Genomic DNA, 18,111 nt, shown 5'->3' on the forward strand with positions numbered 1-18,111 from the left:
ACTCCTAAACTTTTAACACTATGAAACCATATAGAAGCATTTTATTGACCGTCTTTCTTCTATCTCTCTTCTATTTTGCACAACCCATAAGGGGGCAGGAAGTAAATTTAGAAAACGTGCAAATAGACCATCCGGTACCGGATTTTATCTTGGAAAATGTTCAACATTACCGACAAAAAACGGTGTCTTCTGACAACCTAAAAGGGAAGTTCGTTGTTTTATGCTTTTGGCACCGGTTCTGTTCCGGGGCTTATAAAAACTTTTCCCGAATGAATAGGCTAGCCAGAGAATTTAGGGGCAAGGTTGAATTTATCATGATAGGGGGCAGAAGTAATAAAAGTGAATATAATAGAAATGAAGAACTGGATTCACTGATGGCTTTATTTGAAAGAACCAGAAAAATGCAGAATTTACAACTACCTTCCTCCTATGACATTGATCTATATCAACGCTTTGTAACAGCAGGTGCACCTCATTTGATATGGATAGATGATAAAGGTATAGTACAAGCCGTGACAGCAAATATTGACTCGACCCGGTTGGAAGCTTTTCTGGCAGGAAAGGAGTTTGACTTTTTTGATTACTCCATGGAAGGTCTCGAGAGGTCCAAACAGCGACCGGATGTCTATGATGCTGAAAACCCATTTTTGGTAGATGGCAACGGAGGGAAAAGTGACAGTTTCCAGTACCGTTCCCTAATCACCCCATATACAAATGAAATGCCCTTGGCAATGGGCATTACAAGGAAGGTAAAGTGGTATCATTGGCAAGGAAAACTGGAAGGTGTTGCTGCTTTGGAAGAACTATATAAATTGGCCTATTTCGGGTATTTTGGGAACTATGATGATTGGTACCGTGAAGAAAACTATAACCAGCTTGTCCTCGACATTAAAAATAAAAGACCGTTTACTCGGTACAATTATAATATCCCCATTGAAAACATATACTGGTACAGCCTGATTGTCCCCCAGCATAAAAGAAATCCTAAATCCCTGATGAAGATCATACAAAATGATCTCGATAACTACTTTGGTTACCAGGCCAGGATAGAAAAGCGCATGCTGCCATACTGGTGTATAACAGCAAATGAGCAGGTTAAGGAAAAAATAAAAACCAAAAATGGTCCATCCAAGCTGATCACTGATCAGTTTACTTACGTAGGGGCACAGAACCTTCCATTTACCAAATACCTAAAAATGTTGTTTATTATGATTGCCCCTGGACCCGGCATAGAATTTCCCATTATTGATGAAACAGGTATAGAAGGAAATATTGATATCCCCGTTAAGGATGTTGACCTATCTAACTTTGAAGACACAAAAAAGGTGCTTAGAAAGCTGGGCTTTGATATCAAAAAAGCCTACAAGGATTTTAATGTACTGGTAATCTCTGACCCTATATCAAATATAGACAATGGCTCCAAATAATCTTTGTCCTCATATCTGGTTTAGCTAATCAAAAGGTGGCGGAAAATTCCGCCACCTGTTTTAACACCTTAAGATAAACTTGACTTAAGGTTGATGTTTACGCTCTACTGAACATTCAGTAGCACTAACCTTCATTGCGTAGACAGTTTGGCTCTGATACGTACAGGTCTGTCCCAGATCGTTACATTCTGCTTCAGGAACCGCCCTACATTCCCCTTCCAGTTGGATAAACTTTCCGGTTAAGGCCGGTTCTGAAAACGTAGCTGAGGCAAACGCCATACCTGCTGCCAGTATAAAAGCACCAACAGGCAATATAAACTTCATTTTTTTCATGAGTTCTACGATTTAATTAGACTTAAATGGCCTTTTATACAGATCATAGGCCGTTATCCTGTTCTTATTGCAATAAGCTCTTTAAATATCATTTCGATTATCTTATTTTGTTCTGTAAATATTGTCAAACCTCCTTGGTTCCAGGAGGTATACCACCAAGTATCTGTTATGCAGGGCTACTAAATAATTACCTGCAACCCTAAAATCGGTCACCTTATACCCCTTGTAATCGGGAAGGTAAAAGCTAAACTCGTAAACATCTTTTTCCAGATCATAAACATCTATGACAGACGACTCCTTAAAACTTTTCTTGTCTTCATTTTTTGCCATTAAATTGGAACATACAAAAAGTAAGTTTGCGGAGGTGCTACTTTGTTTATTGACCAAAAAAGGAGGTGCTGACATTTTTCTGGGGCGACCGACTTTGGGAGCAGAGATTTGGATCTTCGCTACATTATTGGTATCGATTGTTTTTCCGGTCCTAAGCAAGTTAAGAATAGTATCCATTACCATATACTGGTTCCGATAATGATACAGATAAATGATTTGATCAAGCTCCCTATTATAATGCAACATACCGTCCACACAAAATATCCCGTCTATTTGTTTTTGTAAGATACCAGGAGTCAGTTTAATATGAGGCGGATTATCTGCTAACTTACCCAAAACAAATTCCTTTGTTGCACTGCTAACTGCACGAAGGGCAAAGGATTTTGCGCCTATTGGAATAGCCTTGCTAAAATAGACACTATCATACATGAACTTTTTAGTCTTCCAATCCCCCAAAGTTCCTCGTAGTAATTGTGGTGTAACTCCATCCACAATATAGAAATAAGGCGGTAATACTTCTACCCTTGTATCCGAAGCGAATTTTTTAGTCTCATCATGCTCAACGCTAAGTACAACATGAGAAGTATCAATAGGGGTAAGTCTCAAAGTCAGGAAATATAATGTAGCGGTGGCATTGCTTAAGTAAACTTCATGCTGTCCGGTTCCGGCAAAATAAAAGGAATTAAACTTCAGGTCAAAACTTTTCATCTTTTTGACCGGATGGGGTGGAAACAATCTGTTAAAACTGTTTTTTTTATGCGTCATTTTATGAGAAATCCCGTAGAGTACAATAACAGAAGTAATCCCAAGAAATAAATAAACGGATAATTTAATCAGAACATTTTTCATTTTATTTACTATTTTCAAATTGAACTTTACCCAGTATAAGTACTCCAAACATGGCTAGAAATACAAAACCGATATTGAAAATAAGATGTTCCGTCCATCCCATTTTATCGAGGATTCCGCCACAGGAACAAGGCACAAAAGGACTGAATTTTAAGATCATTACGATATAGGTAGTAAATACAACCATTAAACCAAATGATACATATAAGGCTTGTAAACGAAACTTAGGAATACATAACATTGATGCGATTATAAGTTCGGTAACAGGAACTAACCAGACGATCCATCTCCCCACCGAAGTCAGTAGAGGTGATTGCCCAACCTGGATCCTGAATTTCTGAAAGTCTGTCAATTTACTTACCCCTGCATAGACAAATAATAGAATAAACAGCAGACAGATAATTTCAATAATAATTTTTCTATGCTTCTCATACCATTTCATATCATTTGTATTTAACTGATATTAAACAACATAAAATTATAAAGCTGAAATGATCCCTAAGGGATAAAGAGTGGTCTGTAAGGGATTTTGTGAATGAATCAGGAGGATAATATTATGATTTTTTAATTGTAGACCTTAAAGTTTTGGGTCTGTAACCATATCTCTTATTGAATTCTCTGGAAAAATGGGTGCCATTTTTAAACCCAACCATTTTAGCAATCTCTTTAAAGGACTTTTCAGAAAACTCCACAAGAACATGTGCTTTTCTGAGTCGTTCTTCCTTTAAAAATTGAAAAACCGTCATGCCGTTAAGTTCCTTAAAACCTCTTTTCAGTTTAAATTCATTGGTGCCAAAATCATGTGCCATTTCTTTAAGGCTAGGTAATTCCTCATCCAAATGGTTCTTGATATATTCGCCGGCCGCCCTGATCTTGGAAAGATCTGAAATATGTAAAATTTGCTTATCTTTCTTCGAACTTTTTGATGCGAATTGGTTTAGCACCCTCTTTTGCACCTCTATGTCAAGCACCTTTCTTTTCTGAACCATGTCAAAGGTAGTAACAATCGTTTTTCCCTTAAATAAGGAACCATGCGAAAATTTGATCACACGGCAATAGGCAGGGAATAAAAGCTTTTTATTGGTTATAAAAGATAATTGTAAGGATGCTTCCTGCATGGATTCCCCATCGATAATTTCTTTTATAGTGCCCCATTCTCTTTGTGATTCGGTTGAGAGGAACTCCTCAAAAAGTTTACCCCATATATCATTCTCTTTGAACCCTAAAAAACTTTTGGTACTTCCGCTGATTTCTTCAATACGGAATTCCTTATTCAGGATAAAAAGTATTTGTATGACCAATGCATAGGAATCATGGAAATTCACATACCCCTGATGTAAAAAGGAATCCCTGATTTCTTCTGTGGTCATATTAATCAGAGCTGTCAGGGCTTCCAGCTCATCTTTTTTTTCTGAACGTTCAATACTATAGGAGAAATTACCTTTGTACATCTCTAACAGTTGCAGGTACACTTTTTCAAGTCGTGTTTTGTTTTCAGGATTATCCATAAGCCATAGCATTTACTACTAATGGGCGGGGAACCTAAAAGACACAATACTTGCTCAGTAGAGTATTTATGATCAAATATTTGAATGCTTTGGGGGAAGCATAAAATTACAAAAAATACGAATCTTTTTGATTATGAGTTACTTACAATAATTTTATTGAACTATCGTTTACATTATCAAACATATTTGGAGAGAAATATCAGTGCTTCTGCATCTTTATTAAATATTCCTGTAGGTACGGGAGGGCTGTTCCCCCTTATATAGGTCTCGGAAAGTATACGGGATAATGGAGTGTCAGAAACAAGGGCTATAGCCTTAATAAATACAGAACCTTCCTTCGCGAAATACCTTCGTGCATCCATATCTATAGCTTTAACGCCTCTGGTATTACAAAGTACGGGATAGGTCTTTCCTCTTTGCAATTTTAACCGGTCAGATACAATTTGTACAGCAGCTGATAAATGGATGTCTACATCATCTTTATAGACAAAAAACAGAATTCCTTTGTCTATCCAAAAGGAAGCAAATTCATTTTCAATATTCATCAAACCGGTACTTAATAGAAATATGACCAGTTAATTTAATAATTTTTTTTTAAAATGGTCTTCTGGACCGTCCAGTAAACCACAAAACTTGTCTGAAAAGGATTTTTTCTGGTCTGTAAGGGATTTTTTTATTCGGATGGGGTGTTATAATTGTTTTTAATGTTTGATTTTAATTAGTTTGAAACCTCGTTTAATGATCAACTACCTCAGAGAGTGCCGAGCGTAAAAAAAAGATATAGCGTACCTTTTTAGCGATAGAGCCAGCTTTCACATGGGCAAAGCATTTCGCCGCAAGCCCCATGAAATTCCGTTAGGAATATTTCGCAAGGGTAAGCATCGTAAATCCCGGTACGATATCGGGATTAAATTTCGATTGTCGAATAAACACCATCATTGTTATCCTTTTTTAACCCATAAAATCTAGTATCAAATGGCTAAGATCAAACACAACAATTTTCTTGACACTGTAAATGAAGTTTTTACTGATGCTACAAAGCAAGGAGTGTTACACTTATACGCAGAAGGAGAAAAATTTACAGGTAGAAAAATACGCATCCACCAAAATGAACTGTTTCATTTTGGAACCACCGGCTATCTTGGTTTGGAACAGGACAAGAGATTAAAAAATGCAGCTGCCGAAGCAGTGTATAATTACGGAACGCAGTTTCCGCTTTCTAAAACCTATATATCACATCCGTTGTACCGAACACTGGAAGAAAAAATTAAGGCCATGTATGGTTATCCGGTAATCATTACCAAAAACAGTACTTTAGGGCATATGGGCGTGATTCCCAGTGCTGTGTCCGACCACGATGCCATTATTCTTGACCATCAGGTACACTGGAGTGTTCAGAGTGCGGCAAAAACGATGAAGTTAAGGTCTGTACCTGTGGAAATGATCCGGCATAATAATTTGGATATGCTGGAAGAAAAGGTTAAAAAATTTTCATCAAAACATAAACGCATCTGGTACATGGCCGATGGTGTGTATTCCATGTATGGAGATGAAGCTCCTGTTTTGGAACTGATGGAACTCGGCAAAAAGTATCCGCAACTCCATCTTTATTTTGATGATGTCCACGGAATGAGTTGGACAGGGAAAAAGGGTACCGGTTTCGTGATGAGTAAAATTAAGACACTACCTCAGAATGTACTGTTATTTGGCACGCTCAGTAAAACATTTGGTGCCAGCGGCTCCGTATTGGTGTGCCCAGATAAAGAGATGTACCATAAAATAAAAACTTTTGGAGGACCACTCACTTTTTCAGCACAATTAGATCCTGCTTCGATAGCTGCAGCTATTGCCTCAGCTGATATACACCTATCAACGGAAATCTATACCTTACAATATGAGCTATTAGAACGGATAGAACTGTTCAATTCATCGTTAAAAAAAACAGACTTACCTTTAATTGACCGGAACAATTCACCGGTGTTTTACATCGGAACGGGGATGCCCATTACCGGATATAATTTTGTAAACCGCCTGATGAAGGAAGGTTTTTTTGTCAATCTGGGCATTTTTCCGGCAGTCCCGGTAAAAAACACAGGAGTTCGCATTACCATTTCCAGACATAATCAGCCGGAAGAAATCAAAGCATTGGTACAGGCTATGGAGTATCATTACCCGAAAGCGCTTGAGGCAACCTATACCACTTATGATAAAGTATGCAGGGCTTTTAACCTGAATGTAAAACACAACAATAAGCTATTGGAGATTCCTGACGGGTTTCAAATACAAGTAGAACGAAATATTTCGAAAATTGATAAAGATGAATGGGATAAGCTGCTCGGAAAGCAAGGGGCATTTGATTGGGAAGAATTACAGTTTTTAGAAGATACATTTACTAATAATGCCCTACCGGAAGAGAATTGGGACTTTTATTATATTATCATCCGGGATGTCCTTTACAGACCTGTCCTGACTACCTTTTTCACCTATGGCCTTTGGAAAGAGGATATGCTGGCTCCGGTATCGGTTTCTGAAAAGTTAGAAAACCTTAGGGCAAAAGATCCTTATTATTTGACCTCACCTGTGTTGAGTATGGGAAGCTTGTTTACCGAAGGAGATCATTTATTTCTCGATATGACTCATCCTTTATGGCCAACGGCCTTACATCTATTTTTCCATCAAATAGAACTTTTGGATCGTAAACTACAACCTTCAATGGTTGTTTTACGGGATTTTAAAGAAGAATCCAAACTCAATGAATTTTTTCACAATCATGGCTTTGTAAAAATCTCCATGCCTGATGCTTGTATGATTAAAAACCTCTCGTGGAAAGGTGTACAAGATTATACAGGAAGGTTGTCGACCAGATCACGGAAGCATTATCGAAAAGATATTAAACCATTCACGGGTCATTTTAATATCACCATAACTGATTCATTAAAAAAAGAACAACTGTCTGACTGTTATCAGCTTTTTGAGAATGTACGCAAGAACAATCTGGGACTGAACACCTTTGCTTTCCCGCAGAAAATCATGCAGAACATGTCTAGACATCCGAATTGGGAATTTATCCTATTGGAATTAAAAGGGAAATACACCAAGACAACCAAAGGCCAGATAGTTGGAGTGATGTTTTGTTATAAAAACCCTTCCTTATCCTATGTTCCCGCTTTTGTCGGTATGGATTATACGTATGCCAAAGAACATCAAGTGTACCGGCAACTCCTTTTTCAGACAGTAAAAAGAGCGGGAGAATTAGGGTTTAAAAAAATTGATTTTGGTCTGACGGCAGCCTTTGAGAAGAAAAAGATCGGAGCCGATGTAATCCCTAAAGTGGCCTATATACAAGCCCGTGACAATTACACCATGGAAATGCTGGATATAATGGAAAATAAGTAAATAATCCTCGGGGCAAGCCCCGAGGCATTAATCTTTAGAATAAACTTAACTGAATTTCATTTTTATATCAAACCACATACTCTTGTTCTACACCTTGATTCTGGATCAATCTCAAAAGTTGTGTGTAAATTGAATTTATAGTATGATCTTTGTTTTAAAAACTGACTTTATTGGATCCATACATTGACTTACTAAAGGTTCTCTTACCTGAACTATTAATTACTCATTTCGATATTGCTAAGCATGAAATAAACAAAGATGTTCTTCATCTTTATTTTGAGGAGAAGAATGATATTCCAAAAGAACTTTCCTCTGAGATACTTATTTCACACGGTTTTCATAAAGCAATCACCATTCAGGATTTCCCTGTTCGTGGCAAGCATGTTTATTTACATATCAAGCGCCGTCGATGGCTAGACAAAACCACAGGGCAAGTCGTGCATCGAAATTGGAATTTGGTAGCGCAGGGAACTCGTATGACCGTAGAGTTCGATGCTTTTTTAAAAGCACTTGGTCAGTACCAAGACTAATGATTGCCACACCATAGGTGGGTTTTATGGAGTTAAAGGCAAGAAGTTACAACGACACTATCGAGATTATCTAAGTGATTTTAAAGAGTGGAAAGATAAGCCCCACGCTAAAGACTGGTTAATCTTTCCTGAGAATATGGGTAAGTATTTATCTATTGATGAGACTGCTCTATCCAAAGGAGAACTCTACACTATTATTACTAATAAAAAAGCTAAAGGTAAGAAAGGTGCTATTGTAGCTATACTTACGGGAACCAAAGCTGAACCTATTATAGAACAACTGCTTAAAATCCCGAAGACACTTAGAGATAAGGTAAAAGAGATTACTTTGGATATGGCACATTCAATGAAAATGATTGTCAAAAAATGCTTCCCTAAAGCCATACAGGTAACAGATCGATTTCATGTACAAAAACTAGCCCTAGAAGCACTACAAGATATTAGAATCAAACATCGATGGGAAGCTATTGACCTAGAAAATGAACAAATTAAACAAAGTAAGAGTACACAAAAAGTGTTCATTCCAAAAACCTTTCCTAATGGGGATACCAGAAAACAACTCTTGGCTAGAAGTAGGTATCTACTCTATAAAGCACCCAACAATTGGACACAAAATCAACACATACGATCCAAAATCCTCTTTGAACAATACCCCGACATCAAAAAAGCATATGATTTAGTACAAGGATTAAGAAACATATTCAATACAGCTACCTCTATACAAACTGCTTACACCAAGTTAGCACACTGGTATAAGGATGTAGAACAAACAGGGTTTAAAGCTTTCAACACCATAGCTAATACGATAACTATGAACTATAAATCGATCTTGAATTATTTTATAAACAGGAGCACCAATGCTTCGGCTGAAGCTTTCAATGCTAAAATAAAAGCGTTCAGAGCACAGTTTAGAGGAGTGAAAAATGTAGAATTCTTCCTTTATAGATTAACTACAATTTTTGCATAAACACAACAATTGGGTATGATCCATGAATATGCTTTTAAACGGGTACAAAAAAACCAGTAAAAATATATCTTACTGGTTTTTAATTATTTATGTATTAAAAGAATTTCTTTTAACACCTTATCTGTCGGGGTGGCAGGATTCGAACCTGCGACCTCCTCGTCCCAAACGAGGCGCGATAACCGGGCTACGCTACACCCCGAAAAATCATAATCTTGTCGTGTAGTTTATCTCGAACTTGTCGAAACGCTACACCCTGAAAATAAAAAAGCGGAGAGACAGGGATTCGAACCCTGGCAACACTTACGCGTTGACAGATTAGCAATCTGCTCCATTACCACTCTGGCACCTCTCCAAAAATTTATTTATGATCGTTATGCACTTCTGAAATGCGGATGCAAATGTAGTGGTTAGAGTTATAGAACGCAACATTTTTTTATATTTTTTATGCTTTTTTTAGTCCCTTCCTTAATAACATCTTCACGATCAATCAGATATTATTCGGGATACTCTACACGTAAATGATAGATATTTGTTAGTTTCTGTTTCAGCACCTTCTTTATCACCTGTATCTCTTTAAAAGTTATGTTCGCATTTATAAACTGATCTTCTTCTATCTGTTTGTTAATAATCCGCTCCACAAACCCGTCAATAACAGAAAACGTAGGGTTTTTTAAACTTTTGGAAGCAGCTTCAACCGAGTCGGTCATCATTAAAATGGCTGTTTCCTTGGAAAAAGGGATCGGACCGGGATATCTGAAATCATCGGGATTCGCATCCTCGGCAGACTCTTTCTCCTTCATATAGAAATAATATACAAGTGATGTACCGTGATGTGTACGTATAAAATCAATGATTCGGTCCGGCAATTTATTTTTCTTGGCGATTTCAATGCCATCTATTACATGATCGATGATTACTTGAGCACTTTCTTTCGGTGACAGCTCATCATGCGGGTTCACACTGGTTGTCTGATTCTCCGTGAAATACATCGGATTATTCATCTTCCCTACATCGTGATATAAGGCCCCTACCCTCACTAACATGGCATTAGCTCCTATCTCGTTAGCTACTGCCTCAGCCAAATTAGCCACTTGTAATGAATGATGAAAGGTACCGGGTGCTTTTTCAGCCAGCTCCTTTAATAAAGGTGAATTAGTATCGGTAAGTTCCAGTAAAGAAACATCAGACACCAGGCCAAAAAGCTTTTCATATATGTAAATCAAAGGAAATGCTGCTAAAGTAGCCAAGCCATTTAAAATAAAAATACCAAAGGTTTGCCACTCTATATTTTTGATATGTCCCTCCTGAATAATATACAGACCAAAATAGCCTAAAATATATATGAGTGTTATTTGGGCTACCGAAATAAAAAGATTAGCTCTTTTATGCAAATTAGTAATGGTCTGAATAGTTATAATACCGGCAATAATCTGAAGAAAAACATATTCAAATGCATTCGGAACGATAAAACCTAACAGGAGTACTGTGATAACGTGTGCGAATAGTCCTAAACGCGGATCAAAAAAGGCTTTTAGGATCAATGGCAATATACACATGGGAACCACATATATAAACGCCGCATTGTATTTAAGTGCCACAGTTGTCAGAAAGATCATCAACAATACGTTGAATACTATAAATGTAACCTTGTTGTTGTTTAAATACACCAGGGGCCTGTATTTATATAAAAAGAGCACCAACATCAGGAAAGTAATAGAAACCAAAAGAATATAGCCAAACAGAATCCAGTTATAGTTACTTTCGCTCCACAACTGCGATTCGTATTCTTTTCGCAGTGAATACAGCATGTTATAACGCTCCCCTTCTATCACTTCACCCTTCGCTATAATTCGCTTGCCTTTTTCTACATGTCCCCTGGTTCCAACTATAGACTTTAGCTCTTCTTCTAAAACTTTATTTGTTAGTGATTCGTCGTAAAAAACATTCGGTTTTATATCATCAAAAAATAAATTGTAGAACGTGCCTGCATATTGAGATGCATTTTTGCTGCCTAAAATTGATGAAATTTTATGCTGTAGCTGACTTAGTTGAATTAAATCACCAAAAAACACGGAAGTTTGTTCATTTCCTTTTACCAGATTAACCACGTCTCCCGGTACATTATCCTGCTCTGCCTGCACAATCCCCTTATTGTAGATCTGATTCAGGATGTCTGCGCCTACCTCATATAGTCTTTCTTTAATTGCTCCACTATACAGAGAGTCCGGAAAATATATAGCGAATTTACTTTTATATTGCTCAATAACATTTTCCTGTATTTTTGAATCAACCCTGTAGAAATTTATATGCTTGCTTTTAAGTGAGTCTTTTTCTGCATTGAACTCCTCATCAGTTTTATACACTGCAAAATCGAATGGAGCATAAAGCGTTTCATATTGCCAGATTTTACCTTTCTGAAAATCATATTTAAACTTCCCTCCCTTGGGAAAAAGATATATGATTAAAGTAATAGCAAGAAGAAACAATGAAACCTTGTAAATGTTAGACTGGTTCTTATATATTTTACTTAAAAACTGTTTCATTGGGTATAATTGATATTCAAACCTACATAAAATATTTGTACAAACCTCTTTTTACTGTTGGCAACCCGTAAATAAACCGATAAATATAAAAGTATGGTGTATTCTTAAAATCGATCTGCCCCTATGATTATCTTTTCAAAATAACTAAATTCGCAAATACTAAAAACTAACAAAATGTCTAAAAAAGTAGTTATTGTTTCCGCTGCAAGAACACCGATTGGTAGTTTTATGGGTGCTTTATCCGGTATTCCCGCTCCAAGGTTAGGTGCTATTGCCATAAAGGGAGCCTTAGAGAAAATAAAGTTAGATCCTGCTTCAGTTGATGAAGTATTAATGGGTAATGTCGTACAGGCCGGAGTAGGTCAAGCCCCTGCCAGGCAAGCTGCCATTTATGCCGGTATTCCTGATACGGTGCCATGTACAACTGTAAATAAAGTCTGTTCAAGCGGGATGAAAGCCGTTATGCAAGGAGCGCAAGCCATTGCGTTGGGAGATGCAGACATCGTAGTAGCCGGAGGCATGGAAAATATGAGTTCAATACCTCATTACGTACATATGCGAAAAGGAACCAAGTTTGGTCCGGCTTCTCTCGAAGATGGTATGCAAAAAGACGGTTTGGTCGATGCGTATGATAAAAATGCAATGGGGGTATGTGCCGACGATTGTGCAACCGAGTACAATATCAGCAGAGAAGAACAAGATGCATTTGCAATACAATCGTACAAGCGTTCTGCCGCTGCGTGGAGTGAAGGTAAATTTGAAAATGAGGTGGTGCCTGTTGAAGTACCACAAAGAAAAGGAGAACCATTGATTGTCAAGGAAGATGAAGAGTTCAAAAATGTATTCTTAGACAAAGTCTCCAGACTACGTCCGGCATTCACCAAAGAAGGAACGGTAACTGCCGCTAATGCCTCTACTATTAATGATGGTGCCGGTGCTGTTGTTTTAATGAGCGAAGAAAAAGCAAAAGAATTAGGATTAAATCCATTAGCCACTATATTGAGCTATGCAGATGCTGCACAAGAACCTAAATGGTTTACCACCGCTCCTGCCAAAGCGCTCCCTAAAGCTTTGAACAAAGCCGGAATCGGCATAAAAGATGTCGATTACTTTGAGTTTAATGAGGCTTTTTCGGTTGTCGGATTGGCCAACATGAAAATACTGGAGCTTTCAGACGACAAAGTAAATGTTAATGGTGGAGCTGTTTCCTTAGGTCATCCACTTGGTTGTTCCGGAGTTAGAATATTGATCACACTAATGAATGTATTGGAACAAAATGACGCTAAAATTGGAGCTGCTGCCATATGTAATGGCGGAGGCGGAGCTTCAGCCATGGTCATTAAAAGAAGTTAATAAATAAACTCTTAAAGACCCGATTAAGTTCTAGAAAAAATTTAGCTTTATCGGGTCCTTTTTATATAGTAATATAGACTAAAATATTAATGCAATTCGGAATTTGTCATTTAAGTATTGTCCCATTACGCTCTGAAGTAAGCGATAAAAGTGAATTAATCTCACAGGTACTTTACGGAGAGTACTTTAAAGTTTTAGAACACAGAAAAAAATGGAGCAGAATACGCCTGGCTTTTGACAGATATGAAGGCTGGATAGATAATAAACAGTTTTTATTTATTACCGAAGAACAATACAAGACTATAGATAAACAAGTACCTGAATTATCCGGCGATTTAGTTGAATTTGTCACCAATGATAATACCCAGGAACTTTTAACCATACCTTTAGGCTCTAATATTAGCGGGAACCCTCTCTTAGGTTTTTCCTACGACGGGAGCATTTTGGGCACTAAACAACCCAAGAATAAAATAATCGAAACTGCCTATATGTATTTAAACGCTCCATATATGTGGGGTGGAAAAACGCCATTTGGCATTGATTGCTCCGGTTTTACACAAATGGTCTATAAATTAAACGGATATAAACTCTTTCGGGATGCTTCACAACAAGCCGAACAAGGGGAAGCCTTGAGTTTTATCGAAGAATCAGAACCCGGCGATCTGGCTTTTTTCGATAATGAAGAAGGCAATATTGTTCATGTCGGAATCATGATGTCGGACAACTACATCATCCATGCACATGGAAAGGTCAGAATAGACCGCATCGATCATTCCGGCATCTTCAATGTAGACACCAGGAAGCACTCTCACAAACTAAGGGTCATCAAAAAAATCATTTAGTTTATTATTGAAAAAATCGTAAATAAAAAGGCCTCGAAAAATTCGAGGCCTTTTTATAAGTACGATGTCCGAATCTACTGCTGAATCGCATCGAGTCTTGATTGTAGTTCTTTGTATTTTGCAGAATCACCCAAACCTCTGTAAATATTCATTAGCGTCCTGATCGCATCAGGATTTTCAGGATTAACCTCCAAAACTTTAGTCAGATAAGGAATAGATGATCTATGTATATCTTCTCTCTTCTTTTTCAACTCATCATACTTCTTATTATCTGCTGAAGAAGTTCCCAAATTGTTCATCTGGTCAACAATATCTTGCTCTCCAGCCAATATTAAAGAGGCCATATTTAAATTGGTATTCTCATTATCCGGATCTAAAGCCAACGATTTCTCATAGTATTCTTTTGCCTTGGCTGCATCTCCCTGCTCAGCAGTAATAACTCCAAGGTTATAATATAATGAAGAGTTGTTAGGATCTTTTTGAATAGCCTCCTCCATTAAGGTCTGAAATTTTACTTTATCATCTAACTTAATATATAAGTTAGCCTCTGTTAGTAAGAGGTTAATATCTTCAGGGTTGGCTGCACGGGCATCCTTAATGGCCTCAATAGCTTTTTCAGTATCACCTTTTTGAGTATATATCAGGGCAATATTCTTAACGATTTCTGGCAATCTTGATTCCGTTACTTTTTCAGCAGGATCTTTATGCGATTTTGCTTTAACCATTAAGTCACGTTGTTGCTTACTGCTAAATACTTCCTCTTCTCCAGTTTCAACATTCGTAGCTACATATTGCGTAGAGACTCCTGTATATCCCAGATCCTTTAACTGACCGTAATAATCCAATGCCGTATCATAATCACTTCCGTTAACAGCACTGGAAGCCGCATAGTAAAGGTAATCTACATTATTCTCTTTATCCAGCAAATAAGCCATATTCAACTTTTGAGCAGCATCAGAATATTCTTTCTTCTCATTATCAGCTACGGCTGAGTTCACCAATGCACCAGCCATCTGAGCCATTACCTGCTTTGCCTCTTCTGTATATTTCTGTTTTGTAGACTTCTCAAATTCTATCAGTTGATCAAATGCCTCCTGTGATGTCTTAAAAGAGTTAATGGCTTCCATTCCCTTTTGGGCCATATCGAAATACGTTTTTCCCTTTAGAAAATAAAATTGGGCTTTATACTTATCATCAGCATTAGCGATTAAAGGACTTGCCGCTTCGATTGCAGCCTTTGCTCCTGTTACATCTCCACCGCTCAATGCTTTATCTGCCTCTTTCAATTCATTCTTTTGTGCAAAAGAAAAAGCAGTTATTAATAACGCTGAAGCAACTAAAACTTGTTTTTTCATCAGTTTAAAATTTTCTATTCTTTTAAGTTATAACTTAGTTTAAAATATGTACGATTTAAAATACCATATGGATTAAAAAAAATGATCTCTTACAAAAATAACGATAATCTAGATTATGATTCGTTGGTCGACCCGTCGTCAACTCCCGCTCCATTCTCTTCTACTTCAATGTCATTGATGTCCTGAAGATCTTCTTCTTCTTTCATTACCTTGGCTACGGCAGCAATGGAATCGTTTCCTTTTATATTTATCAAACGAACCCCCTGCGTTGCTCTCCCCATTACCCGAAGGTCTTCTACTGCCATACGAATCGTTAAACCCGATTTGTTAATAATCATCAGGTCATCTTCATCTGAAACATTCTTAATTGCTACCAATTCACCCGTTTTATCGGTAATAGACATGGTTTTTACACCTTTTCCTCCTCTGTTGGTAATTCGATACACAGCCTCTCCATCTTCAGGATCATCCAGGTAGGTACGTTTTCCGTAACCATTCTCTGAAACGACCAAAATATTCTCCTCCATATTATGAACAGAAATCATTCCGATTACCTCATCTTTATCATCCGCCAGCGTAATACCTCTAACACCTGATGCATTTCTTCCCATTGGGCGTGTCTTACTTTCTTCAAAGCGGATCGCTTTTCCTGATCTGGTTGCCAGCATAATCTGGCTGTTTCCGGTAGTTAATTTTGCTTCCAGTAATTCATCCTCTTCCCGAATGGTAATCGCATTAATTCCATTTTGACGCGGACGCGAATACTGCTCCAGAGATGTTTTCTTTACAATACCCATTTTAGTTGCCATAATGACATAGTGGCTATTGATATAGTCTTCATCCTTCAGGTCTTTCGTACAGATAAAGGCCTTCACCTTATCGTCCTGTTCAATATTGATCAGGTTCTGGATAGCTCTACCCTTAGAAATTTTGGTGCCTTCCGGAATTTCAAATACACGTAACCAGAAACATTTTCCTTTCTGGGTAAAGAACAGCATATATTGGTGGTTGGTTCCCACAAACAAATGCTCCAGGAAATCTTCATTTCTGGTAGAAGATCCTTTTTGGCCTACCCCTCCTCTGTTCTGGGTTTTATATTCAGAAAGCGGCGTACGCTTAATATATCCTGCATGAGAAATAGTTATCACCACTTGCTCATCAGCAATCATATCTTCAATGCTAAAGTTTCCTCCGGCATAGTTAATTTCAGAACGACGCTCGTCTCCGTATTTTTCTCTTACTTCGATAAGCTCTTCTTTAATCACATCCATTCTACGCTCTTCCCTGGCTAAGATATCTTTTAAATCTTCTATCAACTTCTTGATATCTTCATACTCAGCCCGCAGTTTATCCTGTTCAAGACCTGTAAGTTGCCTTAATCGCATTTCGACAATAGCACGAGCCTGAATTTCAGAAAGTTTAAAACGCTCTATCAACTTCTGACGTGCTTCATCAGCATTCGAAGAACTTCTTATAATACTAATAACCTCATCTATATTATCTGAAGCAATGATCAACCCCTCTAAAATATGAGCCCTTTCTTCTGCTTTGCGCAACTCATATTCAGTTCTGCGAACAACAACCTCATGACGATGATCAACGAAGTGCTTTATAAGGTCTTTCAGATTTAACATCTGAGGACGTCCATTCACCAATGCTATATTATTGACACTAAACGAAGATTGCAATGCAGTGTACTTGAACAAGGTATTCAGGACTATATTTGGCACGGCATCACGCTTTAACACATAAACGATACGCATCCCTTTTCTGTCCGATTCGTCCCGGATATTCGAAATACCCTCAATTCGCTTTTCATTGACAAGATCGGCAGTCTTTTTTATCATTTCCGCCTTATTGACCTGGTATGGAATCTCAGTTACGATAATACACTCCCTGCCATTCACTTCTTCAATCTCTGCCTTGGCTCTGAGTACAACGCGGCCCCTACCGGTCTTAAAAGCCTCCCTGACCCCGTCGTAACCATAAATAATACCTCCAGTAGGAAAATCAGGAGCTTTGATATACTCCATCAGGCCTTCTACCTCTATATCTTTATCATCGATAAAAGCAATCGTTCCGTCAATAACTTCAGACAAATTGTGCGGAGGCATATTTGTCGCCATCCCCACGGCTATCCCTGATGCACCGTTTACCAATAAATTAGGGATCCTCGTCGGAAGCACTTTTGGCTCCTGTAACGTATCATCGAAGTTTAACTGGTGGTCTACGGTCTCTTTATCGATATCTGCCAACATGTCTTCGGATATCTTACGCATTCTGGCCTCGGTATAACGCATCGCCGCCGGGCTATCACCGTCAACAGACCCGAAGTTACCTTGTCCGTCTACAAGCATATACCGCAAACTCCAATGCTGCGCCATCCTAACCATCGTATCATATACCGATGAATCTCCGTGAGGGTGATACTTACCTAAAACCTCACCGACAATTCTTGCTGATTTTTTATATGCTGTATTAGATCTTACCCCTAATTCGTGCATCCCAAACAATACCCTTCTGTGAACCGGCTTCAGTCCGTCCCTTACATCAGGTAACGCACGTGACACAATGACCGACATCGAATAATCGATGTAAGCCGATTTCATTTCATCTTCAATATTAATAGGAATCAGTTTTTCTCCTTCTGCCATATTAATTTGTTTTTATTTTTGATA

The 18,111-nt window shown here is 37.9% G+C and carries 14 protein-coding genes and 2 tRNA genes; 6 read left to right on the forward strand and 10 right to left on the reverse strand.

From position 1 onward, the window contains the following. The first annotated feature begins 20 nt into the window (after positions 1-20). Positions 21-1,427, forward strand: coding sequence for a TlpA family protein disulfide reductase (locus tag MQE36_RS16240; protein WP_242937022.1), 1,407 nt, complete (start codon positions 21-23; stop codon positions 1,425-1,427). Positions 1,428-1,511: 84 nt separating this feature from the next. Here MQE36_RS16240 and MQE36_RS16245 read toward each other — a convergent pair whose 3' ends face one another. The 5 genes from MQE36_RS16245 to MQE36_RS16265 form a co-directional block, all read right to left on the reverse strand. Beyond that, positions 1,512-1,760, reverse strand: coding sequence for a DUF6520 family protein (locus MQE36_RS16245; protein ID WP_242937023.1), 249 nt, complete (start codon positions 1,758-1,760; stop codon positions 1,512-1,514). A gap of 102 nt (positions 1,761-1,862) precedes the next feature. After that, complete coding sequence (locus MQE36_RS16250) at positions 1,863-2,939, reverse strand: hypothetical protein (protein WP_242937024.1); 1,077 nt, start codon at positions 2,937-2,939, stop codon at positions 1,863-1,865. A gap of 1 nt (position 2,940) precedes the next feature. Then, the gene (locus MQE36_RS16255; RefSeq protein ID WP_242937025.1) at positions 2,941-3,381 is read right to left on the reverse strand and encodes a MauE/DoxX family redox-associated membrane protein; all 441 of its coding nucleotides are present in this window, start codon (positions 3,379-3,381) and stop codon (positions 2,941-2,943) included. A 112-nt stretch (positions 3,382-3,493) separates the two neighbouring features. Beyond that, positions 3,494-4,447, reverse strand: a complete 954-nt coding sequence (locus MQE36_RS16260; protein WP_242937026.1) for a helix-turn-helix transcriptional regulator — start codon at positions 4,445-4,447, stop codon at positions 3,494-3,496. Between the two features lie 176 nt (positions 4,448-4,623). Continuing rightward, a complete protein-coding gene (locus MQE36_RS16265) occupies positions 4,624-4,992 on the reverse strand; it encodes a DUF7793 family protein (protein WP_242937027.1) in 369 nt (122 codons plus the stop codon). A 430-nt stretch (positions 4,993-5,422) separates the two neighbouring features. On the opposite strand from MQE36_RS16265, the gene MQE36_RS16270 reads away from it, so the two are divergent. From MQE36_RS16270 to MQE36_RS16280, 3 genes are all read left to right on the forward strand, one after another. Continuing rightward, complete coding sequence (locus MQE36_RS16270; protein ID WP_242937028.1) at positions 5,423-7,843, forward strand: bifunctional aminotransferase class I/II-fold pyridoxal phosphate-dependent enzyme/GNAT family N-acetyltransferase; 2,421 nt, start codon at positions 5,423-5,425, stop codon at positions 7,841-7,843. Between the two features lie 170 nt (positions 7,844-8,013). Further along, entirely contained in the window at positions 8,014-8,373 is a 360-nt protein-coding gene (locus MQE36_RS16275) for an ISAon1 family transposase N-terminal region protein (protein ID WP_242937029.1), read from the forward strand. Beyond that, positions 8,354-9,340 (forward strand): ISAon1 family transposase, encoded by a 987-nt coding sequence (locus tag MQE36_RS16280; protein ID WP_242937030.1) that lies wholly within the window; start codon positions 8,354-8,356, stop codon positions 9,338-9,340. Before MQE36_RS16275 ends, MQE36_RS16280 begins: the two co-directional genes overlap by 20 nt. Positions 9,341-9,464: 124 nt before the next feature. On the opposite strand, the gene MQE36_RS16285 is transcribed toward MQE36_RS16280, so the two are convergent. From MQE36_RS16285 to MQE36_RS16295, 3 genes are all read right to left on the reverse strand, one after another. Further along, positions 9,465-9,539, reverse strand: a tRNA-Pro gene (locus MQE36_RS16285). Between the two features lie 69 nt (positions 9,540-9,608). Further along, positions 9,609-9,692 (reverse strand) — tRNA-Ser (locus tag MQE36_RS16290). A gap of 142 nt (positions 9,693-9,834) precedes the next feature. After that, a complete protein-coding gene (locus MQE36_RS16295) occupies positions 9,835-11,883 on the reverse strand; it encodes an HD family phosphohydrolase (protein WP_242937031.1) in 2,049 nt (682 codons plus the stop codon). A gap of 174 nt (positions 11,884-12,057) precedes the next feature. Here MQE36_RS16295 and MQE36_RS16300 point away from each other — a divergent pair, with 174 nt between their 5' ends. Together MQE36_RS16300 and MQE36_RS16305 are read left to right on the forward strand one after the other, a co-directional pair. Further along, positions 12,058-13,236 (forward strand): acetyl-CoA C-acyltransferase, encoded by a 1,179-nt coding sequence (locus tag MQE36_RS16300; protein WP_242937032.1) that lies wholly within the window; start codon positions 12,058-12,060, stop codon positions 13,234-13,236. Between the two features lie 89 nt (positions 13,237-13,325). Beyond that, entirely contained in the window at positions 13,326-14,078 is a 753-nt protein-coding gene (locus tag MQE36_RS16305; protein WP_242937033.1) for a C40 family peptidase, read from the forward strand. A 74-nt stretch (positions 14,079-14,152) separates the two neighbouring features. On the opposite strand, the gene MQE36_RS16310 is transcribed toward MQE36_RS16305, so the two are convergent. Both MQE36_RS16310 and gyrA read right to left on the reverse strand, forming a co-directional pair. Further along, on the reverse strand, positions 14,153-15,433 hold the full coding sequence (locus tag MQE36_RS16310) for a tetratricopeptide repeat protein (RefSeq protein ID WP_242937034.1): 1,281 nt from the start codon (positions 15,431-15,433) through the stop codon (positions 14,153-14,155). A 113-nt stretch (positions 15,434-15,546) separates the two neighbouring features. After that, complete coding sequence (gene gyrA / locus MQE36_RS16315; RefSeq protein ID WP_242937035.1) at positions 15,547-18,087, reverse strand: DNA gyrase subunit A; 2,541 nt, start codon at positions 18,085-18,087, stop codon at positions 15,547-15,549. Positions 18,088-18,111: the final 24 nt, after the last annotated feature.

The organism is Zhouia spongiae (assembly GCF_022760175.1).
GTDB classification, from domain to species: domain Bacteria; phylum Bacteroidota; class Bacteroidia; order Flavobacteriales; family Flavobacteriaceae; genus Zhouia; species Zhouia spongiae.

Excerpts from the sequence above, each read along its gene's own strand:
- MQE36_RS16240 (WP_242937022.1), top strand. The coding sequence starts at position 21 with ATGAAACCATATAGAAGCATTTTATTGACCGTCTTTCTTCTATCTCTC.
- MQE36_RS16245 (WP_242937023.1), bottom strand. The coding sequence starts at position 1,760 with ATGAAAAAAATGAAGTTTATATTGCCTGTTGGTGCTTTTATACTGGCA.
- MQE36_RS16250 (WP_242937024.1), bottom strand. The coding sequence starts at position 2,939 with ATGAAAAATGTTCTGATTAAATTATCCGTTTATTTATTTCTTGGGATT.
- MQE36_RS16255 (WP_242937025.1), bottom strand. The coding sequence starts at position 3,381 with ATGAAATGGTATGAGAAGCATAGAAAAATTATTATTGAAATTATCTGT.
- MQE36_RS16260 (WP_242937026.1), bottom strand. The coding sequence starts at position 4,447 with ATGGATAATCCTGAAAACAAAACACGACTTGAAAAAGTGTACCTGCAA.
- MQE36_RS16265 (WP_242937027.1), bottom strand. The coding sequence starts at position 4,992 with ATGAATATTGAAAATGAATTTGCTTCCTTTTGGATAGACAAAGGAATT.
- MQE36_RS16270 (WP_242937028.1), top strand. The coding sequence starts at position 5,423 with ATGGCTAAGATCAAACACAACAATTTTCTTGACACTGTAAATGAAGTT.
- MQE36_RS16295 (WP_242937031.1), bottom strand. The coding sequence starts at position 11,883 with ATGAAACAGTTTTTAAGTAAAATATATAAGAACCAGTCTAACATTTAC.
- MQE36_RS16300 (WP_242937032.1), top strand. The coding sequence starts at position 12,058 with ATGTCTAAAAAAGTAGTTATTGTTTCCGCTGCAAGAACACCGATTGGT.
- MQE36_RS16305 (WP_242937033.1), top strand. The coding sequence starts at position 13,326 with ATGCAATTCGGAATTTGTCATTTAAGTATTGTCCCATTACGCTCTGAA.
- MQE36_RS16310 (WP_242937034.1), bottom strand. The coding sequence starts at position 15,433 with ATGAAAAAACAAGTTTTAGTTGCTTCAGCGTTATTAATAACTGCTTTT.
- gyrA (WP_242937035.1), bottom strand. The coding sequence starts at position 18,087 with ATGGCAGAAGGAGAAAAACTGATTCCTATTAATATTGAAGATGAAATG.